We start from the raw sequence: 24696 nt of genomic DNA, 5'->3' as shown, positions 1-24696 counted from the left end.
CGGTGTTATAAACTAAACTAAAGAACGAACTAAGTGTCTTGACATATCAAGGAGGATAAAATGAAAAATAATTCTGTTAAACACCTTACGATCTCTGCCTTATTAATCGGATTGGGCATTTTGATCCCAATGGTTATGCCTAAAATCGTAATCGGACCGGCATCATTTACTTTAGCGAGTCATGTTCCTGTATTTATTGCGATGTTTTTCTCGCCGGTAGTAGCACTTGCTGTTGTTTTAGGAACAACATTTGGTTTCTTTATTTCTACCACACCGATTATTGCTTTGCGGGCGTTCTCTCATTTAATTTTTGCATTGATTGGGGCAAGCTACCTGCAAAAGCACCCAGAGCTTGTATTAAAGAATGGGAAATTCACTTTAGCGAATGGACGTTTTCAAATATTTAACTTAGTGATCGGCGTCATTCATGCGGCTGCTGAAATGCTTGTTGTTTCAGTCTTTTACTTTATGGGGAATATGCCAGATACCTTTTATTCCCAAGGCTATTTATATACCGTCTTCATTCTGATGGGAATTGGTGGATTAATCCACAGTCTCGTTGATTTCAATATCGCATACTTTGTTGCTGGCGCGTTGTATAAGCAATTCAATTTGCCTATATTTGAGAAGGCTGTTAAGCAAGAAAAGAAATTGCATAAGGTTACTGCCTAAACCGTGAGAGTAAATCACGGTTTTTCTTTATTTAAATCTTAAAAAAGTGAAATAGTCCAAAATGTTCATAATTTTATTTAGTATCATCTAAAAAAAGACCTTTTATTTGCTTAAATTTAAGTTATATTCTATTCATAATGATTATTGTGTAGAAATTGAGGGCGAGTAAATGGTTCGAGTATTAGTTTTGACTAAAAATATTTTAGCGGAAGAAATTATAACCAATAAATTGCAACATTTAAATTACGAGGTATTTTGTTCCACCAGCATTCTAAATGAGATCCAAATGAATGGACGTATGCCGGATTTGGTTAACCATTTTCCGATTATTATCATTGGTGAGACGATCTCAAGCTACGAAATGGAATTTATGCTGCCGAAGCTGAAAGGTCGAGGTCAGAGTATTTTACGCGAAGTGGATCATTACTTGAATGAGGATGAGCGCGCGTTGTTAAATGAACAAGGCTTAAGTGGAATTGTTCAAAATAGCGATTCAGTTGAAGTTTTGCGAGAACAGCTGGCTGAAGTCGCTACACAGTATCAAGGAAGATCGTTTGAACCTGTTGCTGTGGAAGAATGCGCACCTGAGGGAGAAGATAAAGGTCTCTCAGCGATAACATTGATCAATTTGTCTTCCCTTGAATTACAGGTATTAGAAAAATTACGAAGTCATCCAGGTGAAATCGTTTCACGTGATGAGCTATGCATGACGCTTTGGGGCAATGTTTCTCAGTCGCGTTTGGCGCAGCTATCTTCATTAGTAAAAAATATCAAATTGAAATTGGAAACTCTAGAGGTAGACCAAGAAGTCATTCAAACCATTTGGGGTAAAGGCTATCGTGTTCGCAAGGATGCCGCTGTTCAAAATAAATAAACAGTTGAGAAAAATGGTGGGCTACCCGTCAATAGGACAATGAAATAATGAATGATTTTTAGAACTACTCTTCGCTTCTTGAAGAGTAGTTTTTAAATTTTCTAAGAAACAACTACCGTGCTGCCGCTTGGTTGGTCATGCGTTTCAAACACAAAACAAAGGGCGTTTTATGTTTGAAACGCACGAATGATTAGGCTGCTTCGTAATACAGATTGTGATACTCCATCGGTGTCAACACATGTAATTTTCGTTGATAGCGCCCATTGTTGTAATAGTCCATATAATTCGCAATCATCGTGACTAGTTCTGTACGACTCGTAAATTTCTTGCCGTAATATTTTTCTCGTTTGATCATTCCCCAAAACCCTTCCATCGGACCATTATCGATACATTTTCCAACACGAGACATGCTTTGCGTCATTTCAGCTTCAATGATTCTGTTATAAAAATTCTGATGCGTATATTGGAATCCACGATCGCTATGAAAGAGCGGGTGAGCATCAGGTTCTGTTTCGATTGCTTGATCGAAGGTATCAAAGGCAATATTCAGGTCATTGGTATCACTAATGACGTAAGAAACAATCCGACGATCATAGAGGTCTAAAATCGCGCTTAAATAAACCTTGTGGATTTCTGGTCCCTCATAATATTTGAATTCCGTTACATCCGTTAGCCATTTTTGATTCGGCGCTTCGGCAGTAAACTTACGATCTAAAATGTTTTCGGCGGTGTGGTAGGGATGATTCGCTCCTTTTGTAATACTGTTGGCAGAGTGTTTGATGGTCGACTGAATCCCTTCATGTCGGCAGATACGCAACACGCGTTTGTCATTGACATGAATATCGTGTTCTCGAAGCAAGTCATTATTAATCCCGCGATACCCTTTTTCAGGATGTTCATTATGAATGATCCGTATAACTTTCGCCAATTCCATGTTTTCTAGCGTCCGTTCACTATAGGGATGTTCGATCCACCGCAAATAAGCCGAACGAGTGACACTCATGATTTTACACATGGGTAAGATGGCATAGGCTTTTTCTTCGTGAAGTTCTTTGATTGCTTCGTAAGCAACTACTTTTCTGACTTGTCCTAGCGATCCCTTCTTTCTAATTCCTTTACTTTTTTTAACAGGTCGATCTCCATCTGTTGGTATTTTACTTGTTCTTCGAGTTGAGCGATTCTGATTTGCGCGTCTTCCTCTGGGGTGCGACTTTCTTGTTTGGCTTTTCGTTGTCCACGACGATCTTCTAAACCGGCCTTGCCTTTTTTTTCGTAACGCTTTACCCAATTGTAGAGATTGGCATATTTCACTTGGTATTTGACTGCGGTCCTGCTGTAATCATAGTCATTTGCGATACAATACAGGACCATTTCTACACGTTCTTCCAAACTGAATTTTTTTGTTTGTCTCACGTTGCTTCCACCACTTTCTGATTTGAAGTCTCCATGAGTATTATATCTCTTAATCCAGTCTCGAAGTTGAGTTGTACTTCTTAATTCGTATCTTTTAGCTACTCTCAATAGGCTGTCTGAGCCATTCAGATAATCAAGAACGGCTTCAAGTTTTAGTTCCTTTGAATATCCCTTATTCTTTCTTGTGGCAATCAACCCAGCAGGACCTTCGTTTTCATAAATTGCGCACCATCGTTTCAACGTAGTGGAACTAATTCCAGCTTCTTTAGCGGTTCGAGCTGATCCTCGTTCTCCATTCAAATACTGTTTAACAAACTGTACTCGTTTTTCCACAGTAAGTTTCATCTGTCTTTTTCCCATAATAAATACCCCTAACTAGGACTTAATTATTTCTTTGTCCTAGTTAGGGGTAGCATATCAAAAGCATGAACGCTTTTTCTCTTTTTTTTTGCGGAAAAATCTGAAACGATGCTTTCTTTTCACAAGCTATGATAAAATATATCGTAAGTATTGAGACTTATAAAAATTGAACTTCGTACGGGGAATAGGAATAAAAGGATCATTTTCTACCCTGCTACAAGTAGACGAGGAGCGCAATAAAGTGAAAAAAAAAAGTTTAATGAGTTTGATGCTCTTATCAGCAGTACTCCTTTTAACTGCTTGTGGAACTTCTGCTAAGGATTCTTCAGCGAATATTACCGCATCAAAAACGAGTGAATCAACAGAGCAGTCAAAACAAACGAATGAATCGATAAATGAGAAAATAACAGTGAAAGAAAAAGTCGAGAACACTATGAAGACAATGACTCTAGAAGAAAAAGTAGGCCAATTATTTATGGCACGGGTGCCAGAACAGAATCAGATAATGGATATCCAAAACTACCACTTGGGCGGATACCTGCTATTTGACAGAGACATGGCTGGAAAGGGACAAGCTGATGTAAAACAAACAATTGCAAGCTATCAAGAAGCTAGTAAGACACCAATGTTCATTGGCTCTGATGAAGAAGGCGGAACAGTCAGTCGACTGAGTAGAAATCAAATTGTTTCGCCAGCCTTTGAAAGTCCGCAGGCGTTGTACCAAAAAGATGGTTGGGATGGGGTTACTAAGGAGATTGACCGCAAAGCACAAGTATTTGGCGAATTAGGGATTCAGTTAGGTATGTTCCCCGATGCAGATGTCTCGACAGATCCTCAGTCTTTCATCTATGATCGGACAATTGGAATGGATGCCAAAGGAACCAGTCACTATGTGAAACTAAGTGTAGAGGAAATGAAGAAGCAAAAACTTGGTTCCATCTTGAAGCATTTCCCTGGTTATGGCAACAATCGTGACTCCCACGTAGAAATCGTGACAGACAATCGTTCAATGGAGGATTTACGGAAGAATGATTTCTTACCTTTTGAAGCGGGAATTAAGGCATGGGCTGACAGCATCATGGTTTCTCACAATATTGTCCAGGCGATTGACGGCAATCGCCCAGCATCCATCTCAAAACCTGTTCATGACGTGATTCGCAATGAATTAGGCTTCAAAGGTGTGATCATGACAGATGATATGGATATGGCAGGCTTAGCAGATTTTATTTCTCAAGAGGAAGCGGGATTACAAGCTTTGCAAGCAGGAAATGACATGATTTTATCTTCAAGCTATAGCACTCAGATTCCGTATATTCTAGAGGCAATCAAAAAAGGTGAGTATAGTGAACAGCAGCTGGATCAATCGGTTGAACGTCTATTAACGTGGAAGGTCGAACTAGGATTGATTAAGTAAAGGAGGAATTACAATGTGTGCTTCCATGCGTTTAAAAATTGAACGAATCGCCAAATAAATTACCGTTTGACGAACTTCTTGTTTGTTCAAACGACAAATAAAGGAGCAATGATGGAAAATCAATCATGGAGAAAAAAGTATTTAACGATTTTATCTGGACAGACGGTGTCCTTGATCGGAAGTTCCGCGGTTCAGTTTGCGCTGATTTGGTGGCTGACGAATGAGTCTAAATCAGCGATTATGTTATCCTTGGCTGGATTATCAGCTTATTTGCCGCAAATGTTTTTAGGACCTTTTGTTGGTGTATGGCTGGATCGGCTGAAAAGAAAGTATGTCGTAATTGCGGCAGATTTATTTATGGGTTTAGTGGCATTGGGATTATCCATCTGGTTTCTGTTGGGAAATCCCGGTTACCTCGTAGTGATTGCGGCACTTTTTTTACGTTCATTAGCGAATGTGTTTCATACCCCTTCTATTCAAGCGATCGTTCCTTTACTAGTGCCAGAAGAAGAGCTGGTTAAGGCCAATAGCTGGAATCAATTTCTACAGTCAGGCGCTTTCATGCTGGGTCCAGTATTGGGTGCGGTAATGTTTGCTGCGATGCCTTTATGGATGATTCTACTAACGGACTTAATCGGAGCGTTGGCTGCTTGTTTAACATTATGGATGGTCGAAGTGCCGGATATTCCACGGAGCGAGGAAACGTCCCAGCATTATTTACAGGAACTAAAAGAAGGTTTCAGGGTATTTAAGGAAGATCCGCCGATGTTGGTGATTATGCTCTTTTCTTTCTTCATCATGATTTTTTATCTACCACTAGGAATTTTATTTCCATTGATGACGAATGTACATTTTGAATTGTCTGCTTGGTTTGCCAGTGTGGTAGAATTTTCTTATGCGGTAGGTATGATGGCCAGTGCCTTCTTGATTGGAATGAAAAAGGAGTGGCGGGAGAAATTACTAGCTGCTCAGCTAGCGAATGTCGGTTTGGGCATTACTTTTATCGGTAGTGGCTTAGCCCCAGCGAATTTAGTTGGTTACTGGCTATTTGTCTTCTTCTGCATTTTAATGGGAGGGGTGGGAAACTTATATAACATCCCGTTTACATCCTATTTACAGGAGACTGTTCCTCCAGAAAAACTAGGCCGAGTCTTCTCCTTATTCGGTAGTGTAATGTCAGCGGCAATGCCGATCGGCCTTTTACTAGCAGGTCCTTTATCTGAAAAATTGGGTATTGCTAGATGGTTTTTGATTTCAGGAATTCTGACAGTGATCTTTAGCTTATTGTGCTTGATGTTTTATGCCCGAGCGGAAGCAAAAAGGAATCAATAGGCGGATTAATTTAATAGGCCCCTATATAGGACACTGAAATGTAAAGTGACTTATATAGGGGATTTTTTGTACGTAAGAAAACCTTCCTTCACATTGGTGACAAAGGTTGAACGTTGCCAAGGGATTTCAGAAATGTATGAAGAGAAATACTATTCATTATTTATAGCGAATAACTAAGTCTCTATATGAGCTGAAGTTATTCGTTATTTTTTATAGTTTAATGTTGGCTTAAATATTATCAATTTCTCTAGATTTAGGTTAATACTTTTAATTTACTTCAGTAAAGATGATTCAACTATTTACCTTCTAAGAAATTTTTAGGTTTCTAAATGAGCCAATTTCATAATTATTTGTCCTTGCTACAGCAATCTTTTCAAAACATACAAAAAAGGAACCTCCCAATCAGGTACAATTAGGTTGTCCTAGCAGACACGTACTCAGAAAGGAGGGATTCCTCGTGTCTATTATACAACAACCTACATTATTTGATCTAGAAATTTTGGAACAATTGGACATTGAACAAGAATATTTTGAACTTTTCTCCCCATTGGATTTTTCACCGCTGCTTGGATTCTTTCAAAAGGAAAAATCTGTTGGCGCTCCAATCACAGTCAATTATGAAGCCGCGATTCGCGCATTGGTTATTTCCTATCTTGAAGCGATTCCTGATGTGAAATCCTTAGTCAATCGAATCAAGTCTGATCTGCGCTTCAAATTGAGTCTAGGCTTTTTGTACTCTGACCGTGCGCCATCTGAAGCGACTTTCTCTCGCATTCTTCATACGTTAGCCCGACATCGGGACGTACTCGTGGAGTTGAATACTGTTTTACTAAAAAGAATCGATCAAGAATACGGTGTATTTACTGAAGATATTGCCATTGATGCCACCGCAGTCGAGTCCCATTCAAAACCGCGGTCAATTAAAAAAACAATCATTTCGAGTGTAGATACCCAACGATCCATGACGACAGAGAGAATCGTTCAAGAGCTGCCGATTGATCCGCAATGGGGCATCAAAGTGAACAGTAAAGGGAAACATGTTTTTTTGTATGGATACAAAGCGCATTTGGCAGTGAGTACGAAAAGCCAGTATATTTTTTATCCGCTAGGCTGACCTCGGCTCATGTGGCAGATGTGAGTGTCGCGATCCCTTTGATGCGAGACATGAAACGATTGAGTTTCACCAATAGACATGTTCTTTTAGATAAAGGCTACGATGCCAAAGCAATCTATGAAGAGGCGCATGCGCTGGGTTTTGAACCGATTATTCCGCTTAAACGAACGGCCAAAAATGCCGGCGAATGGACGAAAGATTTTGCGCCCACTTGTTTTATTGAAGAAGGATATAAATACGATAGCTTTGATTTTCGTTATGGCGCGTTAAAATTTACGAACCCAAAAGAGCGCTGTAACACCTGTCCGCTTCAAAAGGAAGGGATATGTCAAAAGGTCATTAAAATCAAACAACACATAGATCCTCGCAAATTTAACCATCCCGCTCGAGGAACCAGAGTTTGGAAGAAACTGTACAACAAGCGAGGTGCTGTTGAACGCGTCAACGGCAACCTTAAAGAAACGATGAAACTCAATGATACGACGCATTATAAAGCCGAACTCGTTGAAACAGAGCTTTTGCTTATTCAACTTGGATACAACACTAAACGTTATGCCGTCCAACGGTTAACGAGTCAAAAATCAAGAAAGGCAACAGCCGTCTGATTTCAAAAAATGAGGAATTTGAAATTGGACGAGTGTTTGTCTTTTTGGAAACATGAATTGTGAAATTGGCTTAAATATCAAAGAATTATTTTTTTTAAGAGTATCCAGTCTTGTTTTACTTGATTGGTATACATATAAAAAGAAGTTTTGCATATCTTACCCTATGGTTTTAACAATACAACTATCAACTTGCTAAAAAAATATATTTTATCGACTTTTGACTTATTAAGTATTCGAAAAACATAGCAAGTTTTATAGTAGATTTATCAGATTTTATAGTAGATTGCTCTCTCGGATTAATAAGCATAACGAGTTTTATAGTAGATTTATCAAGTTAAGCACTAGATTGTTCAATCTTAAAAAAATAGAATGAAATTGGTATATCTGTAATATTAAAAACTTAGTCGAAACAGGAAATTACACTCACGATCTGCAAGAGAATAGGTGTCTTTTTTTCCCACTATTAAACTTTTAGTTTTTAATAAATTTCCCGTAGAGCAGATATTAAAAAAAGCCCTTAAGAAAAAGCTTTTAAAGAAACTGAATGCTTAATAATTTTAAGTGTGAAAATAATTCACGCCAAATATCTACTGAATTGAAAGAAATGTAAACTTGGAGTGGAATATCTATTCACGAAAGATCGTTAGTATATTTTTTTGTGGAAATACTTTCTTATTCATAAATGTCTGTGAGTAGAAGAAGTGATGGTTCCAAAGAAGATTGTTAACCATTGAAAAATTACTTTTGACAACCTAACATGTTTATCGTTATTCTTCGTTATTTTTATCTCGTTGCTCAACTAATGCACGAGCAGCAGCAAGAATAACGTGCTTTTCTGATTCTGAAAGAGCTATTCCATCATAGGTCATAGTAATCGTATCATCCCTAATATCGAATTCTTTTGGGAGTTCGTCATCGTTTATATTTGGATTGTTTGTTCGGCCTAAAAGATAATCCGTTGAGACGTGGAAATAATCAGCAACCAATTGTAGTTTATCAGCGGTCGGGCTGCTCTTTTTCCATTTATAAAAAAGATTTTCTCCTAATCCCAATTCCATGGCAATTTGCTTCGGTGTTTTTCCCCGTTTCTGAGCTAATTTTTTAATTCTATCAAAAATCGTCATATTTCTCCTCCTAATAGATTACGAAATATAATTGTAAAATGAGATACTTTTAGGTTTGACATTAGTATCGAATTGGATTATATTTATATCGTAAGCTAATTTAATAAGCTAATGAGCATCAGAAAAAGACCTATAATAATAAACAATTCGACGTCGGCAAACTAAGAAATGTTGATTTAGTAAAGGGATTTCTATGCTTATTTAATTACGAATAAATATTATCCCATTGAATACAAACTGTCAATGAGAATTAGCTAATTTTATTAGCTTACAAAACTAAAGAGAAAGGGCAGTTTTCTAATGTCACAACAATTAATCGAAGACATCAAAATACAACTAACGTTAAAAAACAAGAGCCGTAGGTGGTTAGCAAAAAAATTAGGAATTTCTGCTGTGTATGTGAAAGATATATTGGACGGGACAAAGCCAGGAAGACCTCAAGTCGAAAAGATGCAAGTTCTTTTAGCTGAGCTACAAGCAGGAAAATATGATCGGGAGGATAGCTGATGTCAGAACATACGATCAATTACAATAAGTTACAGTACTTGGCACTAATGCGTTATGGACATCAAATTGGCTGTGGTTGGTACTCGATTTTGGTGAATGCTGAAAAGGAACTTTTTGCATTAGGTTATTCAATATCTGGAGCAGAAAAAAAGGATGGTATTCTTTCGATTTCTCTCGATACAGATATGAAAGAGCTATCCTCTGAGGTGCAAAATATTTTGTACGAGAGTGAACTGACTAGTGAGATGACCTGTGAATGGTGTGGCGGGTATACAGTTTCACAAACAGTGATTGATAAGGATATCTGTACGATTTGTGAAGAATGTCAAGAAGAATGTGAGAGCTTAAAAGGGATTGAGAAGCGATTGTTGCAACAAAGAATTAATAACCTTGAGAAGACGATTATTTTTCAAAATAGGCTTTTGGAGAACCAACAAAATCAACTAGCACTTTATAAAGTGGGGCTTGACCATTATAAAAAAGCTAATGAAAAATTGGCAAACGGTGCCAAAAGACCAAAGATTCGAGTGATTACTTCAGATCAACAAGAAAATAGTTAGACATATTAATAGAACAGAAGGAGAGATTATGAAAATGGGAAAGCATAGTAAAAGAAGTAAAGCAGTTAGATATGAAAAAAGTACTAAGAAAAAAATTGGCTACGTCGTTTTATTCAGTACGGTACTTTTAAGTAGCGGGTTCTTAATAGGAGACCAGAGTATTCATGCATCGGAAACAGATGGTAAATGGGAGCCACGATCAATTGAACAGATTAAAAAAGATGTTGCAGGAAAAAGTGAATATACCATCGTTTGGGGCGATACACTAAGTGGAATTTCTCAAGCAACGAACTTAACGATGGAAAAATTGGCTTCGCTGAATGGCATTGGTGATTACAACTTGATCTATGCTGGCAATAAAATGATTTTTGAAGGAAATACCGTGACTGTTCAAGATGCCAACGGTGCAATTAAAGATAGACAAACGATTCAAGAATCAGACAAGGTTGTTCCTAACCAACCAGTAGGTGATTCAGTAGCGCGAACGCAACAAACTTCGCCAACAGAACAGACTCCAACTGTAGACAGTTCAGCAGACGCAAGTGGTGAAGGATCTGGACAGCTCGTCTCTCCAACGACACCGGAATATCCAACAGATCCAACAACACCATCTCAGCCTGAACAACCAACAACACCCGTTCAACCAGAGATGCCGACACAGCCTGAAACACCGACACAACCCGAAGTACCAACAGAACCAGAACAACCTGTGGAACCACAAGTCAAATACACTGTTTGGTTTACTGCCTATGAAGGGGACGATGCCTCTAAAAACATCGTACGTGGAAATCAATTATTTGATTCTGAGGCAGAAGCCACAGCATTTATTGAGAACTATGCTGATCAATTGTTGATGCAAGGGATCGCAGGCTCATATGGCGTAATGTCCTGGGAAGTGTAAGTACTAGTTTTTCATTATCATCAAACCTTTAAACGGAAAAAATATTTGAGCACTTATTCGGAACGTGTAGGTGCTCTTTATCGAATAAATAAAGGTATTATTCAAATAATGGACTAATTTTAGAATAGATAAAACATGTATTATAAAATTATGATAGTACAGTTAGGTTACCTAAATGGACCATATGAACAAGAGCACTTGAGGAGAAAATCTATATTAGTTTCTAGTCGATGGTGAAGTTTAATAAATAGCTATAAAGGATTACACCTGACTTTATACTCATTTTGGATAAAGCATATTACCGATAGAAGTTTTGATGGATTCCTTAATGAAAGTTAAATGTGTAAATAAACAGAAGACTTGTCAATGGTTAAAAAAATAAAGCCATTTTCACTGTTGTGAGAACCAACCATACAGCATTATAGAAGTAGATGCAATTTTGATTAAAGTAGAACAAATTAATAAATTGATTAGAAAAAAATAATGGTTTAATCTTTCTTAGTGGTATACTTAGGTTACCAAAATATACCAAATGAGGTGTGCTATGAAAGATGAAGAATTTGAAGAATTAGTATCTAATGGGAATCCATCAGTAGCTGTTATATCGCCATGTAAGTTAAAAGGCGATATAAAAAATGTTCTGCAAATTGACTTGGGAAATGAAAAGTATAATAAGAGATACTTGCAAGTGGCCGAGGAACTAGCAAGAAGGATATTTGCTAAAGGATTTTCTGAAGAAAAAGAAATAGAATTCGAAAAGTTAAGTCGCATTGAACAGGAGGCTGTTAAAATGATTCGGAATGACAGTACTCTGGATAACGAACACTTAAAAGGTGATTTTGTCATATCCAACTTTCTTGAAATAGAAAGAATAAAACAGAAACGAAGTGTCCCTCCACAAAAGAGATTGCAACTGAATGATGAAAAACTTCGACAATTTTTTCAACTTAAAGCTCAAAATGTATCGATTAGAGAAATATCAAGAACTATGGGGATTTCTAGAGGGACAATCTACAAGGTTTTACAAAAAAATTATGTTGATGAAAGAGATGTTAATCGCGTAATAGAGGCTGAAAAAGAAGTGATCAAAAATCAAGAAAATTAAATTGACACTAGCGTAATAAGGCTATTAATTTGACTCATTGAATCTAGAAAGAAGTTAAGGAAACAAGATCTAATGATCGCGAAAGCATATTATTAATGAGCAGAACGGGAGAAAGAATGCGCTAAAATTTCAGAAATAGAGCTAGCCTCATATCGAGGCATGGATGAGATTGATATAATTTACAAAGAAGGTCTATCCTTTTCAATATGATAAGGATAGACCTTTTTTGAGTAACTAATAAAACTAGCATTATAAATTAATTTAGACAACTATATCTTTTTAACTTTTCGAAAACTGTGCTTGATACAATTTTTTGTAATAGCCGTCTTTTTGTAACAGCTCTTGGTGATTTCCGATCTCGACGATTTGTCCATGGTCAAGAACGAGTATTTGATCCGCATTTTGAATCGTGGATAAACGATGGGCGATCACGAAGCTAGTATGATTTTTCATCATCGCAAGAAAGGCGTTTTGAATTTTTTGTTCGGTCAAGGTATCGACGGAACTGGTGGCTTCATCAAGGATCAGCATCGAAGGACGACTGATCATGGTTCGTGCGATTGTCAATAATTGTCGTTGCCCGTCGGAAAGCTTGATTCCTGCTTCGCCGACGATCGTATCTAGTTTATCAGGCAAGCGCATCACGAAATCGTACATATACGCATCCTTCAAGGCAGCGAAGATTTCTTCATCTGTGGCTGATTTACGTCCATAACGCAGGTTTGCTCGTAGGCTGCTGTCCATCAACCAGGTCTCCTGCAGAACCATTCCGAATTGCTGGCGCAGGCTGTCTCTAGTCAAGTGACGAATGTCAGTGCCGTCGATGGTGATAGTCCCGTGATCCACTTCATAAAAGCGCATCAAAAGATTAACCAATGTTGATTTACCCGCGCCTGTTTTTCCAACGATAGCGATCGTTTCTCCCGGTTGAACGGTTAAGTTAAAGTTCTCGATTAAACGCTGGTCCTTTTGATAAGCAAAGTCCACGTGATCAAAAACAACTTTTCCCTTTGCATCCGTTAATGTGAGGGCATCTGGATCGTCCGCTTGTTCAATAGGTTCCTTCAACAATTCAAAGGAACGGTCAAGTCCGGCGATGGCCGTTTGTATCTGGATCGTAATTCCAGATAGTTCGATGAACGGTTTTGTGAACTGACTGGAATAGATTGTGAAGCTCGAAATGATCCCGATCGTCACACCGCTGCCGGTTTTTAAGGCCAGTAATCCACCAACAAGTCCAACCATCAAGTATGCCAAATGATCAACGAAGCGTGAAGAAGGGTTGGTCAGAGAAGAGGCGAATTGGGCCTTTTGTCCTCGAACATAAAGCTCTTGGTTCAACGCTTCAAAGTTGGTTTGGTTTTGATTTTCTCGTTGGAACGCTTTGACAATTTTTTGATTGCCGACCATCTCAGTGATGAAGCCTGAGATCGATCCAACTAATTTCTGCTGACTAGTAAAGTATTGCTGAGAGGTACGTGCCACAATATACGTAATTAAAAAGATGATGGGTGTGGCTATTAAAACAACTAAAGTCAGCATTGGACTGAGATACAGCATGAAAACCAATGCGACCAAAACGACCGTCATCCCAGAAAATACCTGATTGAACACAGCGGAGATAGCCGTGGAAATATTGTCCATGTCATTGGTAAAACGACTAACGATATCTCCTTGCGAACTTTGATCATAATAGCTCAATGGCAATTTATTTAAATGAGTAAAAGTCTCTTCCCGCAGCTTGGCGACAGAATCAAAGGCTACGGTATTTCCTAAACGCTGAATGAAATACTGACTGACGACAGTGACTAAAAAGATGCCGACAAACAATTGAAGAATTTGGAACAGCCGCGTGAAGTCTACAGCCCCTTGATTGACCATCTGATCAACGGCGACACCTATATAGTAAGTCATTAACACCGAAGTGATCCCGCTAGCAATCCCTAAAGTGATCGCTGCGATGAGTTCCTTTGGATAAGCCGCAAGATAGGGGATGAATAATTTTAGTGAACGGAAAAAATTCTTTTTCTTAATCATTGCACAGCCCCGCCTTCCTCTTGAGATTTGACCAGCTCTTGATAAAGCTTGGACTCCTTGAGTAGTGTGTTATGGGCACCTTGTGCGACGATTTTTCCGTTGTCCATCAGTAAAATCGTTTCCGCCTCTTGGATCGAACGCAGGCGTTGAGAAATAATGATAACGCCACAAGCTAGATCCCGTTTCAACGCTTGGCGCAAATCCAAATCGGTTTGATAATCCAAGGCAGATAAAGAATCATCTAAAATAAGCAGCTTCGGTTTGCGAATCAAGGCACGAGCAATAGTCAGACGCTGGCGTTGACCACCAGAAAAGTTTTTCCCGTTTTCTAAGATCGGGGTGTCTAAGCCTTTAGGCAAGGTTTCTACAAATTCACTAGCCTGGGCAGTAGACAGGGCCTGCCAACATTCTTCATCTGTTGCATCGGGTTTGCCCCATTGCAGGTTTTCTCGAATGGTGCCACTGAATAAGACGGCTGTTTGCGGCACAAGTGCGATTTCAGAACGCAAGCGATCCAATTGCCAGTCTTTGACATTGCTTCCAGCAAAGTTGACACGGCCCCTTGTCGCATCGTAAAAGCGCGGGATCAAACTGATCAGGGTTGACTTCCCGCTGCCAGTCGCTCCTGTGATTCCAAGAAAATTATTTTCTTCCATAGTAAAGGAGATATCTTGTAGAGCGAGTCCAGATTTTTCCGTGTAACGAAAATCTACATTCTGGAAATCAATTAACGGCGCTTGCTCGTCGGCTTGCTGCGTTGTTCCATCGTCAGCTAAAGTCGTATCTGTCGCAAACACTTCATTGATCCGATTTGCTGAGGCTGCTGCACGAGTGAAAAGTACGACTAGATTTGAAACAACGATTAAAGCCAGAAGCATTTGATTCATATAATTGATCAAAGCCAAAACCTGTCCCTGCTCTAAATGACCAATATTTACCTTGAAGCCGCCGAAGTAAAGAAGAGCCACCACACCAGCATTCATGATCAAGGTCGTGCTAGGTGAGAGCAGTGCGGAAATATTCGCAACTTTTTGATTTAAATGAGAGATTTCTTCTGTTTCTTCATTAAAATGGTTGGTCTCAGTTTTTGTTCGGGCAAAGGCACGGATGACCCGAACCCCGCTCAAATTTTGAGTGACCAATTGGTTCAATTGATCCAGTTTTTGTTGGATGTTTTTATACAAAGGCACAGAATAATGAATGATCAAAAAAAGGATCAGGCAGAAAATAGGCAATAGGATCAAGAAAATAAGCCCCATTTGCCAATCAATATAAAAAGCCATAATGACCGAGCCGATACTAAGGAAAGGCGCACGGACCACAAGACGAATCAGCATCGCTAGCGCACCCTGCATTTGATTGATGTCATTCGTCATTCGAGTAATCAAAGTATCCGTGCCGAAGCGATTCAATTCATTATGGGAAAAGCTGTTGATTTTTTCCATCAATCGATTCCGTAAGACCGTTCCGAATCCCTGTGAAGCGATCGATGCGTAATACTGACAAATCAAGGCACAGAGTAGTCCAACAATCGATAAGCCTAGCATGGCGACCGCCATTTCGATCACTTTGCCTTGATCATGGCGAGCGATTCCTTCATCGACTAAACGTGCCATAAATAAAGGCAGGATCAGTTCGAAAATGGCCTCTAAAAATTTGAAAAAAGGGCCAAGGATAATCTGTTTACGATAATCTTTGGCGTAACGTAAAAGCTGAAACATAGAAGTTCCTCCAATATATAAAGTAGATAATGAGCAAAATAGGATCGTTTCTATTGTAACTTACTTGTCAATTAAGTCCGAAACATATACTTAAAAAGCTGAAAATTTTTCAGTTTCACAAAAAAGACAAAGAAAAAGAGTAACAGAAAAATTCTGCCATTCTTTCGAAGCTAATTATTATCAGCCAGTTCCTTTTTTTTAGAGAGCTCGCTGATCATCTCTTGAATCCAATGCTTACTTTGGTCTGTTAAAAAAGGATCGATTACAACAACTGGGTACTCTTCCGGCAATCCCTCAGAGGAACCGGTCGTAATTAAGCAATCATACTTGTTCAATTCTTCTACGAAATTAGGTGTTCCACCAGCGAGTTGCTCAAAATGAGCGATCGTGTAGTTGCCATAAATACTTTCAGAAATTTGTTTAGCTAAAAAACTCTCTTCAGTAGGTGATAAATCAGATAGAAGTAAAACGCTTACCGGAGAATCCATACTAGCCAACCATTCGAGACTATACACTTCTGTCGTAATTAGTAGATACATATAGTTTTGAATATAGTCACTCTCTTGATACATGTGGTATTTCTTTACGAAACGTTCAACCATTTTCCTTACCTTGTGAACCCCGCGGCTGTATACCTTGGATACTTCCTGTAGGAAAACTAAACGGTTGCGCCATAGTACACCAAGGTATTTCCCATTAGGGTTGCATAGATAGAAATCGTTGTTCAGTACGGTAGCTAAATCTAAGCGATTCAATTTTGTCAGTCTATTTCCTAACATCTGATTGAATTCTTCCACTAATGCATAATGTTGTACAAACAATCTTCGATACCTCGGGTTGGTTGCTAGAGCTATTTCTCGATGATACAGACTAAAGACAATGGCATCAGAAAAGGTTAACCAGAGGGTATCTCGGGTCATTTCAGGTGTGAGCTCCAAGTCGACGCCTTCTCTAACCGCCTGCTTCAATTTTTTATAGGAAAGTCCCATAGGCAGGATGATTCCACCTGTTCTTAATTCATCTTTTGGAAAAATATGGCCGCTTTTTATCCGCCAGAAGCTAATATACATGTTATAGATCAACCGTTTTTGATACACGTATTTTTCGTGAATGTTGTTCACCTTAACAAAGTCCTGGACATATTTCTCGATAATATGGTAGTGATTCGATGGCAATTTAGGAAGGGTACTTTCAAAAGCACTCTGACGTTCACTGTAAAATCGATAATAGAAGTTCCGAATCTCGCCTTCATTTCCCTCAACACGTAGTGGGCGATAAGAAAGTTCCATCCCTGCATCTGCCAAGGTTTGTTCGATTTTTTTTAAATAGCGTTGTGTATTGGAGGTGCTTAAGTATAACTTTTTTGATAACGCAGTGATGTTTTCGCATTCTTCATATAGGAGTTCTTCGATGATTTGAAATTCAGGACAGGAGCTTAAAAAATCTGCATACAAATTACCTAAACTGATTGCCTTATCGAGAACGACTAGATAGATTCCTTTTGTTTTAATAATTTGAAAACTTGGGTTGAAGCTATTAATTAAATCAATGTCATTCAATAAAATGGGCAAAGAACAATTCAGCTTACTGAGTAATTGATCACTGGACCATCCATCTCTGCGATAATACAATAATTCCAATAGTAATAAGCGTCGCATGTTGCTGGTTCCTAAAATTGTGCGAAAATCCATCATCATTCCTCCTTCGATCGCTTTTATTTGGAAATAACTGACCTACGAGTATATAACTTGCGACAACGTAAAATACCAATTAACAAAAAATAATAAATCTATAATTCCCAATTGCTGTGGAAATTCAAAATGTTTTCGTTAAAAAAACACAGATAATGTGATAATGCGTATGGAAATAAAAACTTTTCCTTATAAAAATGATATAAGCTTCTAGTCTTAAAAACAAGCCTAAACGGTAATATTTCAAAAATGTGTTTTACTCATAGAATAGGAAACCCGTTTTTTGTCGTCCTTTGTTGTTTTTTTGTCGCCTTCTGTCATTCCCTCTACTGGATCATTTTCATATAGTTAGCTTAAGAGAAGGAGGCAGGAGAAAATGAAAGAAAAAATCGTATTGATTACAGGCGCTAGTAGCGGAATAGGGTATCAAACAGCAAAGTTACTTGCTGAAAATGGGTACAAGGTCTATGGGGCTGCGCGAAGAACAGAACAAATCTCTTCATTAAAAGCTTTAGGTGTAGAAAGTATTTACTTGGATATCACGAAAGAGGAGTCGATTACAAAGGCTGTTCAGCAAATTATAGACAAAGAAGAAAGGATCGATATTCTGATCAATAACGCTGGCTATGGTTCTTTAGGTGCTGTGGAAGATATTGCGATTATGGAAGCGAGACAACAATTTGAAGTGAATCTATTTGGTTTAGCGAGATTAACGCAGTTAATTTTGCCACATATGCGTGCTCGGGGCTTTGGTCGAATCATCAATATTTCATCCATGGGAGGCCGATTTACAACGTACTTCGGGGCATGGTATCATGCAACCAAATATGCACTTGAAGCATTCAGTGATGCTCTAAGAATGGAAGTAAGAGATTTTGGCATAGAAGTTTCCTTGATTGAGCCTGGAGTCATAAAAACCGATTGGGGAATCATTGCTTCGGATCATTTGGCGGCATCAGCTGAAGGCGGAGCTTATGAGGAAATAGCTGGTGAAAAGGCCAGAGGGATCAAGCAGCAGTATCTGTCTAATTGGGGCTCGAATCCTCTACTAGTTGCTAAAACAATTCTTAGGTCCGTGAATCAGCGGGTTCCTAAACCACGGTATTTAATCGGATTTGCTGCAAAGCCACTTGTTTTTCTTAAGCTGGTTTTGCCAGTACGCCTATTTGATAGGATAATTAAAAATATTAGTTAAGGATTGAAGGGAGTGCCTCTGTTGAAATTAATGGTTTCTGAACAGTTTCAGATGTTTATTCGCAGTCTAGGGTTGCCGATTGAAGCGTTGTTAAAAAGAGCCAACATCCCAAATGTACTTTGGAAGGGACACTTAGAGCTGTCATCAGCTGATTATCTGCGTCTATTTCAGGAGTTAGACAAAGAGACGACAGACCAGCAGCTTTTGGAGTTCAGCCAAATCGAGCATCTTCATTCTTTCATCCCGCCATTTTTTGCAGCACTGTCTTCGAGAAATGGAAAGGAGGCGCTTGAGCGTTTTGCAACGTATAAACAGCTAGTGGGCCCAGTGAAAGTAGCGCTTGATCCAACTTCTGATAGACTTAATATTCATTTCTCTTTTTTGAGTGGTCAGGGTGAGCTTCCGCGCTTTGCAATTTTGAACGAGCAGCTATTGCTGATCAGCTTATTACGATCAGGCACGAAGGACGCAACGATCAAGCCTCTTAGAATTGAAAGTCCATTTAGTTATGGGAAGGAGCTCAAGGCATATATCGGAATAGAGCCTCGTTGGAGTGAAAGGAATTGTTTGGTCTTTTCACGACAGGATCTAGAAAAAGCCTTTTATACTCAAAACAATCCAATGCTAGAATATTTGGAGCCAGAATTGAAGCGGAGATTGCAGTCCTTTTCAATCGCTGAGACTTTTACAGAGCTGCTTCAAAAGGAGCTTTTCACAGTCATCCCCAGCGGGCAATGCAGCTTAAAAACAGTCAGTCGTTCCTTTGGCATGAGTCCTCGAAATCTCCAAAGAAAATTAGCGGAAGAAGACACCACATTTAATGAACAAGTCCAATTAACAAAAAAAGGATTAGCTGAACGCTACTTAAGTGAAACAACTTTACCCACGATTGATGTCGCTTATTTACTGGGCTACACAGAATCCAGCTCCTTTGCCAGAGCCTTCAAAAATTGGACAGGAAAGACCATTTCTGACGTGCGAAAGGCGTAATGGGTGAATGGCCTACCCCTGAAGCTGGTAATTTCTTGCTATCCATGGAATAATTAGGATCATCTATCAGCTTTGTTAGGGAGGAAAAGAATGGAACAAATTTTTACAATCGTTGTGCTCTTATTTTTTTGTTATTCATTTATTGGCTGGCTATGGGAAACCATCTATTGTTCGATCAAGGCCAAGCATTTTGTTTACCGCGGTTTTTTGTTAGGACCGATTACACCGATTTATGGTTTTGGGGTGGTGGGCGTGCTTTATTTGATTGAGCCCTACCAACAGAATATCGTCCTGCTGTTTTTCTTAGCATTGTTCTTGGTAACCGCCTTAGAATATCTGACGAGCTTCTTGTTGGAAAAGATCTTTCATTTAACCTTATGGGATTATAAGGAAGTACCATTAAACATCAATGGCAGAGTGGCCGTACCAGTATCCATTTTTTGGGGTCTTGCCTGTGTGTTTATCGTCCGCGTTTTGAATCCTTATTTAATGAACATAGTCATCGGTTGGCAACAGCGCTTTGGAATGTTTTTGCCGCTGATTCTATTAATGGTGACTAGTTTTGATTTAGGATTTACCTTAGCGAACTTGGCTTCATTACGCCAAGCACTAAACAAGATGAGTACTACAATCCAAGAGAAGAAGGAGCAGCTGCAAACCGATCTTGGAGAGTTGAAGGTCGCGGCGGAAGAACGTCGTCAGGGCTGGTTAACAGAGATCAAAGAGCAGCCAGAGTGGCGTAAACAGCTGCCGAAGCTGAATTTTCAAGAGCGTCGCTTTTTAAACAGCTTCCCAAATATGAAATCGAAAGAGTTAAAGAGCCCATTAATGGAGATTCGGGAGTTATCTAAAGAGTTGCGGAAAAAATAATATTACAAAAATATGACAAAAATTAGTCCTTTCAATGCTTGAAAGGACTCTCTTTTTTTATAGTTTTCGATAGAAATAAAACAAATGTTACTAAAATACGCTTCATTTTGTAATGAAATGTAATATGGATGAAACAAAAAGTCCCTTTTTTTTTCGTATAATGACGAAGGGTAAATAGAAAGGTGGACTTTTAAAGTGAGAAAGCAAACGTTTGGGTTCGTTGCCACACTATTGTTGGGTGCTAACGTACTTTTACCAGTCTTTGCACATGCAGAGTCACTAAATGAGTTAGATAAGAAAGAATCCGCAATTTCGCGTCAAAGCGACAAAATCAGCGGTGAGTTGCAGATCGCGTTGAACGATGTCAATGAAAAGTATCAAGAGGTTAACGACATTCGAACAAAGATCAGCGAAAACGAAGCGACTTTGGAAAAGACCAAAGCGGAAATAACAGAAACAGAACAAAAGATCGAGCAACGCAAAGAGGCGATCGCTGAGCGGATGAAGAATGCGCAGGTCAGCGGCATGACAGATCGTTCAATTAACGCGTTACTGGAATCAAAAGACCTTGGAGAATTTTTGAATCGCGCATTTGCGATGTCTGTCATCCAAAACGCAGAGAAGACGAAAGTTGCCAGCTTAGGTGAAGCCAAGGATAAATTAACAGAATTAAAAGCAACACAAGAAAAAACACAAGCCCAATTAAAAAAAGATAGTCAAAGCCTTGAAGCTGAAACGACAAAGCTAGATAGTAAAATGGCGAACTTGAAACAAGAGTTAGCAGAGAACAAAACTAGCTTAGAAAAGATCAGCCAAGACAAAGAAGTAGAAAAAGCACGTCAGGCTGCGGAAAAAGCTCAAAAAGAGCAAGCAGAAAAAGAAGCGAAGGAAGCCGAAGCGGCCAAAGCTGCTGAAGCAGAGAAAGCTTCAAAAGCTGCAGCCCAAGCGCAGCAAAAGGCACAAGCAGAAGCTTCGTCACAATCTTCTGCACAAGCCTCAAAACCGGCTGCATCTGCTTCAAGTTCACAACAATCAACGACTCAAACAAGTGAACAGCCTAAACAAGAACCTGCGAAACCCGCAGAGCCTACCACACCGACAACGTCTGGACGTACGATGCAAATGGAATCTACTGGATACTCATGTGCAGAATCCGTTAACACGTACTTTACAGCGATGGGGATCGACTTACGTCAAAACTCTCAAGTTGTCGCTGTTGATCCAAGTGTGATTCCGCTAGGATCAATGGTAGAGGTATCTGGTTATGGCATTGCCATCGCTGGAGATACAGGCGGCGCAATCAAAGGCAACATTATCGATTGCCATTTCCCAACGGTTGAACAATGTATCCAATGGGGACGCCGTTCAGTAACCGTAACAGTAATCAGTTAAGAAGTTAAAGAACCGTTTGAAATCAAAAGATTTCAAACGGTTCTTTTTGACAGTTTTTCTTTCTGCTTTAGCAGATTAGAAAAATGTTATGCGCACGAAAACAAGACTCATTTTTCACGATTTTCGAAAAATGATTTCATCTGATATGAGCTAGCTGCGAGTTCCACTTTTCGCAGCTAGCTTAAAGCTGAGCCCCCTAGTTCCTTCCTATTTATTCGGCAAAGACCCCATCAGAGCATAGAAATATTCAGGATTTCCTGTATGTAAATAGTCATACCAAGCGTCTAATGTATCTGGTTGAAAGACATCCAGATGTGCAAGGATCTGCTTTGCCCACTGTAAACCTCCAGTAGAGCTTGCTGTAATAAGATTATTGCAAGTTACTGCTGGTTCATCAATATAAAACTCTTGCCCTTTATAGGTTGGAGCGACCATTTCTAAAAATCCAGGCCCATTACTAGTATGTGTGCGATCATTCAAAAGTCCAGCGTTCGCTAGTGCCGCAGTAGCACCGCAGATAGCGCCCACTGTACCGCCAGCAGCAAGTAGTGCACTGGCTTTTTCAATAATGGCATGATGCTTTGAGTCATTCCAAGTATCTGCACCTGGCAATAACAACACGCTTTTTTCATCCAATCTAATATCATCAATCAAGCAATCTGGAAGGATCGTCATTCCGCCCATTGTTTGAACCGCTTCTTTGGAATGACTCACAGTTTTGAGTGCTAGTGGAGCAGCGTCTTTTTTGAAAAATCGCCCAGAGTTCAATTCTGAGGTAACAGGCCCCAACTCCCAGTCAGCTAAAGTATCCAGAACATATACGTAAATTGTAATCATAAAATTCCTCCATAAGATTTATTTGATTCTTTACTCACAGTATACCTAGCAATTGTTGACAACAGTATGTCAACAATCTACACTGACAAAAAGAAATAGTTTAAGGAGGTAAAAAAATGAAGGTGGAGCGGCTGGTTAGCATCATCTTACTTTTGCTTGATAAAAAAAGGATCAGCGCACAGGCGTTAGCGGAGAAGTTTGAAGTATCGACGCGTACGATCTATCGTGACATTGATTCGATCAATATGGCGGGTATTCCAGTTCATGCAATTCCAGGAGTAGGCGGCGGCCTTGAAATTATGCAGCAATACAAGATGGATAAGAAAGTCTTTTCGAGCTCGGATCTCTCAGCCATTTTAATGGGGCTCACAAGCCTATCGAATATGGTAAGAGGAGACGAACTGGTGAATGCTCTTGCAAAAGTACAGAGCTTTGTACCGGCTGATCGAGCGTCTGATATTGAAACAAAATCCAATCAATTATACGTAGATTTAAGTCCATGGATGGGGCATAAGAGTATCCATACCCATTTAGATAAATTAAAAAAGGCTATCGAGGAGAATCGAATCCTGTCGTTTGACTATGCAGATCGCCATGGAAACAACACGACACGAACCGCTGAGCCGTATCAACTACTATTAAAGGACAGTCATTGGTATTTTCAGGGATATTGCCTTAAAAGAAATGATTTTCGCTTGTTCAAATTATCGCGTATAACCAACCTGCAAATAAAAGACATCGTATTCTCACCTCGCGAGTTTCAAAAACCACAGCTAGAGTTTGACGCTATTCTGGAGACGATGCAAACAAAAATCACTCTTCGGGTTCATCAGTCGATTTTAGATAGAGTGAGAGATTTTTGTGCCGACGAGGATTTTATACCTGAGGAGGGGGAGTATTATCTGGTCTATTTTCCCTTCATAGAAAATGATTATTACTATTCTATTCTCTTAAGCTTTGGGAGTAAGTGTGAATGTTTGGAGCCGCTGAACATACGCAAAGAAATGAAACGCAGAATTCAGGAGTTCGCTGTTTTATATGAGAGCTAAAAAGAAACTCCCAAGTCTAACGCATCAGATACTTAAGGACAACTATTCAAACTTTTCGAGATAACAATGAATCAAATAATTTTTTATTTAGTTGAAGAATATATTATTCGTTTAGACAAAATAAAGCAGAAAAATAAAGAAATTTATAAAATAAAGCGCATTTTTTCGCGACAATCATCTTTTACATTGTCAAAGAAATTATTGAGTAAACAGAATGATGGAATATTACAACTGTTATAAAATTTTTTATATCATTTTGCGTAAAATGCGTATATGCCTTACAATCATTACTCATTAGTATATATACCTTATTTATAATAAGTATCGTTTTTAGTTATGAAAAGCACGCTTTTTTGAAGTTTAAATGTCTTTTTTCAACACTTTGATGCGTAGGATATTTAACACTGAACCAAAAATGTTGTATCGTAATATGTGTAGAATAACTCTTGTTACTTAAAATGAAAAAGCAGAAAGGTGTATGTGAAATGATTAAATTATATGTCTCAGCTAGTTGTACTTCTTGTAGGAAGGCAAAAGCTTGGTTAAAGCAAAATGGATTGAGGTTTGAAGAACGGAATATCATGTCTGACCCTCTTACAACAGATGAAATCAAAGAAATTCTTTCACTAACGGAAACGGGTACCGATGAAATTATTTCCACACGATCGAAGGTTTATGAAAAACTAGATATTGATTTTGATGAGCTATCATTAAGTGAGCTTGTCGATATCATTGAGGAGCACCCAAGTCTATTGAGACGTCCACTGATTTTTGATGAGACCAAATTCCAAGTAGGCTTCAACGAAGATGAGATCCACCAATTTATCCCACGAGAAGTTCGTCGAGTAACGTCAAAAAAAATGGCTAGAGTCCTGCTTTATTTAGATTTACAAAAAGAAAGTCTTGCATAAAGACATCATTATAGATAAATCC

23 protein-coding genes are annotated in these 24696 nt (G+C 38.9%); 16 read left to right on the top strand and 7 right to left on the bottom strand.

The features are described from left to right. The first annotated feature begins 60 nt into the window (after window positions 1-60). A complete protein-coding gene (locus J9537_RS12235; RefSeq protein WP_010745469.1) occupies window positions 61-672 on the top strand; it encodes a hypothetical protein in 612 nt (203 codons plus the stop codon). Window positions 673-841: 169 nt separating this feature from the next. After that, window positions 842-1546, top strand: coding sequence for a winged helix-turn-helix domain-containing protein (locus tag J9537_RS12230; protein WP_010745470.1), 705 nt, complete (start codon window positions 842-844; stop codon window positions 1544-1546). A gap of 190 nt (window positions 1547-1736) precedes the next feature. On the opposite strand, the gene J9537_RS12225 is transcribed toward J9537_RS12230, so the two are convergent. After that, window positions 1737-2657, bottom strand: a complete 921-nt coding sequence (locus J9537_RS12225; protein ID WP_315968035.1) for an IS3 family transposase — start codon at window positions 2655-2657, stop codon at window positions 1737-1739. Beyond that, the gene (locus tag J9537_RS12220) at window positions 2636-3319 is read right to left on the bottom strand and encodes a helix-turn-helix domain-containing protein (RefSeq protein ID WP_060789657.1); all 684 of its coding nucleotides are present in this window, start codon (window positions 3317-3319) and stop codon (window positions 2636-2638) included. The genes J9537_RS12225 and J9537_RS12220 overlap by 22 nt, the downstream gene beginning before the upstream one ends. Window positions 3320-3560: 241 nt before the next feature. Between J9537_RS12220 and J9537_RS12215 the strand changes: the two genes are divergently transcribed. From J9537_RS12215 to J9537_RS20625, 4 genes are all read left to right on the top strand, one after another. Further along, window positions 3561-4733 carry a glycoside hydrolase family 3 protein gene (locus tag J9537_RS12215; protein WP_010745473.1) on the top strand — a complete coding sequence of 391 codons (1173 nt, stop codon included), beginning with the start codon at window positions 3561-3563 and terminating at the stop codon, window positions 4731-4733. A 108-nt stretch (window positions 4734-4841) separates the two neighbouring features. After that, window positions 4842-6065 (top strand): MFS transporter, encoded by a 1224-nt coding sequence (locus tag J9537_RS12210; protein ID WP_028020729.1) that lies wholly within the window; start codon window positions 4842-4844, stop codon window positions 6063-6065. A 457-nt stretch (window positions 6066-6522) separates the two neighbouring features. After that, on the top strand, window positions 6523-7179 hold the full coding sequence (locus tag J9537_RS20630; protein WP_010745475.1) for a transposase: 657 nt from the start codon (window positions 6523-6525) through the stop codon (window positions 7177-7179). An 11-nt stretch (window positions 7180-7190) separates the two neighbouring features. Then, window positions 7191-7784 carry a transposase gene (locus J9537_RS20625; RefSeq protein ID WP_010745476.1) on the top strand — a complete coding sequence of 198 codons (594 nt, stop codon included), beginning with the start codon at window positions 7191-7193 and terminating at the stop codon, window positions 7782-7784. A 767-nt stretch (window positions 7785-8551) separates the two neighbouring features. Here J9537_RS20625 and J9537_RS12200 read toward each other — a convergent pair. After that, complete coding sequence (locus J9537_RS12200; protein WP_010745477.1) at window positions 8552-8908, bottom strand: helix-turn-helix domain-containing protein; 357 nt, start codon at window positions 8906-8908, stop codon at window positions 8552-8554. A 300-nt stretch (window positions 8909-9208) separates the two neighbouring features. On the opposite strand from J9537_RS12200, the gene J9537_RS12195 reads away from it, so the two are divergent. The 4 genes from J9537_RS12195 (at window position 9209) to J9537_RS12180 (ending at window position 11981) form a co-directional block, all read left to right on the top strand. Then, window positions 9209-9415, top strand: a complete 207-nt coding sequence (locus J9537_RS12195) for a hypothetical protein (RefSeq protein WP_010745478.1) — start codon at window positions 9209-9211, stop codon at window positions 9413-9415. Next, a complete protein-coding gene (locus J9537_RS12190; protein WP_010745479.1) occupies window positions 9415-9975 on the top strand; it encodes a hypothetical protein in 561 nt (186 codons plus the stop codon). The genes J9537_RS12195 and J9537_RS12190 overlap by 1 nt, the downstream gene beginning before the upstream one ends. Window positions 9976-10003: 28 nt before the next feature. Beyond that, on the top strand, window positions 10004-10876 hold the full coding sequence (locus J9537_RS20800; protein WP_010745480.1) for a LysM peptidoglycan-binding domain-containing protein: 873 nt from the start codon (window positions 10004-10006) through the stop codon (window positions 10874-10876). 544 nt (window positions 10877-11420) lie between these two features. After that, window positions 11421-11981: a helix-turn-helix domain-containing protein gene (locus J9537_RS12180; RefSeq protein WP_010745481.1), complete on the top strand. Its 561-nt coding sequence runs from the start codon at window positions 11421-11423 to the stop codon at window positions 11979-11981. A gap of 279 nt (window positions 11982-12260) precedes the next feature. On the opposite strand, the gene J9537_RS12175 is transcribed toward J9537_RS12180, so the two are convergent. The 3 genes from J9537_RS12175 to J9537_RS12165 all read right to left on the bottom strand — a co-directional run bounded on the left by J9537_RS12175 (window position 12261) and on the right by J9537_RS12165 (window position 17430). Then, entirely contained in the window at window positions 12261-14018 is a 1758-nt protein-coding gene (locus tag J9537_RS12175; RefSeq protein ID WP_010745482.1) for an ABC transporter ATP-binding protein, read from the bottom strand. Further along, window positions 14015-15739, bottom strand: a complete 1725-nt coding sequence (locus J9537_RS12170; RefSeq protein ID WP_010745483.1) for an ABC transporter ATP-binding protein — start codon at window positions 15737-15739, stop codon at window positions 14015-14017. Before J9537_RS12170 ends, J9537_RS12175 begins: the two co-directional genes overlap by 4 nt. A gap of 170 nt (window positions 15740-15909) precedes the next feature. After that, window positions 15910-17430, bottom strand: a complete 1521-nt coding sequence (locus J9537_RS12165; protein WP_010745484.1) for an AcpB/EbpR/MafR family transcriptional regulator — start codon at window positions 17428-17430, stop codon at window positions 15910-15912. 376 nt (window positions 17431-17806) lie between these two features. Here J9537_RS12165 and J9537_RS12160 point away from each other — a divergent pair, with 376 nt between their 5' ends. The 4 genes from J9537_RS12160 (at window position 17807) to J9537_RS12145 (ending at window position 21877) form a co-directional block, all read left to right on the top strand. After that, window positions 17807-18625 carry an oxidoreductase gene (locus J9537_RS12160; protein WP_010745485.1) on the top strand — a complete coding sequence of 273 codons (819 nt, stop codon included), beginning with the start codon at window positions 17807-17809 and terminating at the stop codon, window positions 18623-18625. A gap of 30 nt (window positions 18626-18655) precedes the next feature. Next, window positions 18656-19615 (top strand): AraC family transcriptional regulator, encoded by a 960-nt coding sequence (locus J9537_RS12155; protein WP_071875956.1) that lies wholly within the window; start codon window positions 18656-18658, stop codon window positions 19613-19615. A 90-nt stretch (window positions 19616-19705) separates the two neighbouring features. Continuing rightward, window positions 19706-20485, top strand: coding sequence for a putative ABC transporter permease (locus J9537_RS12150; RefSeq protein WP_010745487.1), 780 nt, complete (start codon window positions 19706-19708; stop codon window positions 20483-20485). Window positions 20486-20680: 195 nt separating this feature from the next. Beyond that, a complete protein-coding gene (locus tag J9537_RS12145) occupies window positions 20681-21877 on the top strand; it encodes a 3D domain-containing protein (protein WP_010745488.1) in 1197 nt (398 codons plus the stop codon). Window positions 21878-22084: 207 nt separating this feature from the next. Here the strand turns inward: J9537_RS12145 and J9537_RS12140 are convergent, their stop codons facing one another. Then, window positions 22085-22714, bottom strand: a complete 630-nt coding sequence (locus J9537_RS12140; protein WP_010745489.1) for a type 1 glutamine amidotransferase family protein — start codon at window positions 22712-22714, stop codon at window positions 22085-22087. A 116-nt stretch (window positions 22715-22830) separates the two neighbouring features. On the opposite strand from J9537_RS12140, the gene J9537_RS12135 reads away from it, so the two are divergent. Both J9537_RS12135 and spx read left to right on the top strand, forming a co-directional pair. Beyond that, on the top strand, window positions 22831-23763 hold the full coding sequence (locus tag J9537_RS12135) for a helix-turn-helix transcriptional regulator (protein WP_218256178.1): 933 nt from the start codon (window positions 22831-22833) through the stop codon (window positions 23761-23763). Window positions 23764-24248: 485 nt separating this feature from the next. After that, window positions 24249-24674 carry a transcriptional regulator Spx gene (gene spx, locus J9537_RS12130; RefSeq protein ID WP_010745492.1) on the top strand — a complete coding sequence of 142 codons (426 nt, stop codon included), beginning with the start codon at window positions 24249-24251 and terminating at the stop codon, window positions 24672-24674. The last annotated feature ends 22 nt before the right edge of the window (window positions 24675-24696 follow it).

It is taken from the genome of Enterococcus raffinosus, from assembly GCF_019175485.1.
Taxonomy (GTDB): Bacteria; Bacillota; Bacilli; order Lactobacillales; family Enterococcaceae; genus Enterococcus_A; species Enterococcus_A raffinosus.
Note: the sequence above shows the minus strand (reverse complement) of the source record. Positions and strands in the feature narration are given on the sequence as shown.

Bases quoted from the DNA above. Each gene is read 5' to 3' on its own strand.
- J9537_RS12200 (WP_010745477.1), bottom strand. From the start codon at position 8,908: ATGACGATTTTTGATAGAATTAAAAAATTAGCTCAGAAACGGGGAAAA.
- J9537_RS12210 (WP_028020729.1), top strand. From the start codon at position 4,842: ATGATGGAAAATCAATCATGGAGAAAAAAGTATTTAACGATTTTATCT.
- J9537_RS12230 (WP_010745470.1), top strand. From the start codon at position 842: ATGGTTCGAGTATTAGTTTTGACTAAAAATATTTTAGCGGAAGAAATT.
- J9537_RS12195 (WP_010745478.1), top strand. From the start codon at position 9,209: ATGTCACAACAATTAATCGAAGACATCAAAATACAACTAACGTTAAAA.
- J9537_RS20800 (WP_010745480.1), top strand. From the start codon at position 10,004: ATGAAAATGGGAAAGCATAGTAAAAGAAGTAAAGCAGTTAGATATGAA.
- J9537_RS12180 (WP_010745481.1), top strand. From the start codon at position 11,421: ATGAAAGATGAAGAATTTGAAGAATTAGTATCTAATGGGAATCCATCA.
- J9537_RS12155 (WP_071875956.1), top strand. From the start codon at position 18,656: ATGGTTTCTGAACAGTTTCAGATGTTTATTCGCAGTCTAGGGTTGCCG.
- J9537_RS12150 (WP_010745487.1), top strand. From the start codon at position 19,706: ATGGAACAAATTTTTACAATCGTTGTGCTCTTATTTTTTTGTTATTCA.
- J9537_RS12190 (WP_010745479.1), top strand. From the start codon at position 9,415: ATGTCAGAACATACGATCAATTACAATAAGTTACAGTACTTGGCACTA.
- J9537_RS12220 (WP_060789657.1), bottom strand. From the start codon at position 3,319: ATGGGAAAAAGACAGATGAAACTTACTGTGGAAAAACGAGTACAGTTT.
- J9537_RS12135 (WP_218256178.1), top strand. From the start codon at position 22,831: ATGAAGGTGGAGCGGCTGGTTAGCATCATCTTACTTTTGCTTGATAAA.
- J9537_RS12140 (WP_010745489.1), bottom strand. From the start codon at position 22,714: ATGATTACAATTTACGTATATGTTCTGGATACTTTAGCTGACTGGGAG.
- spx (WP_010745492.1), top strand. From the start codon at position 24,249: ATGATTAAATTATATGTCTCAGCTAGTTGTACTTCTTGTAGGAAGGCA.
- J9537_RS12160 (WP_010745485.1), top strand. From the start codon at position 17,807: ATGAAAGAAAAAATCGTATTGATTACAGGCGCTAGTAGCGGAATAGGG.
- J9537_RS12170 (WP_010745483.1), bottom strand. From the start codon at position 15,739: ATGTTTCAGCTTTTACGTTACGCCAAAGATTATCGTAAACAGATTATC.
- J9537_RS12235 (WP_010745469.1), top strand. From the start codon at position 61: ATGAAAAATAATTCTGTTAAACACCTTACGATCTCTGCCTTATTAATC.
- J9537_RS12175 (WP_010745482.1), bottom strand. From the start codon at position 14,018: ATGATTAAGAAAAAGAATTTTTTCCGTTCACTAAAATTATTCATCCCC.
- J9537_RS12165 (WP_010745484.1), bottom strand. From the start codon at position 17,430: ATGGATTTTCGCACAATTTTAGGAACCAGCAACATGCGACGCTTATTA.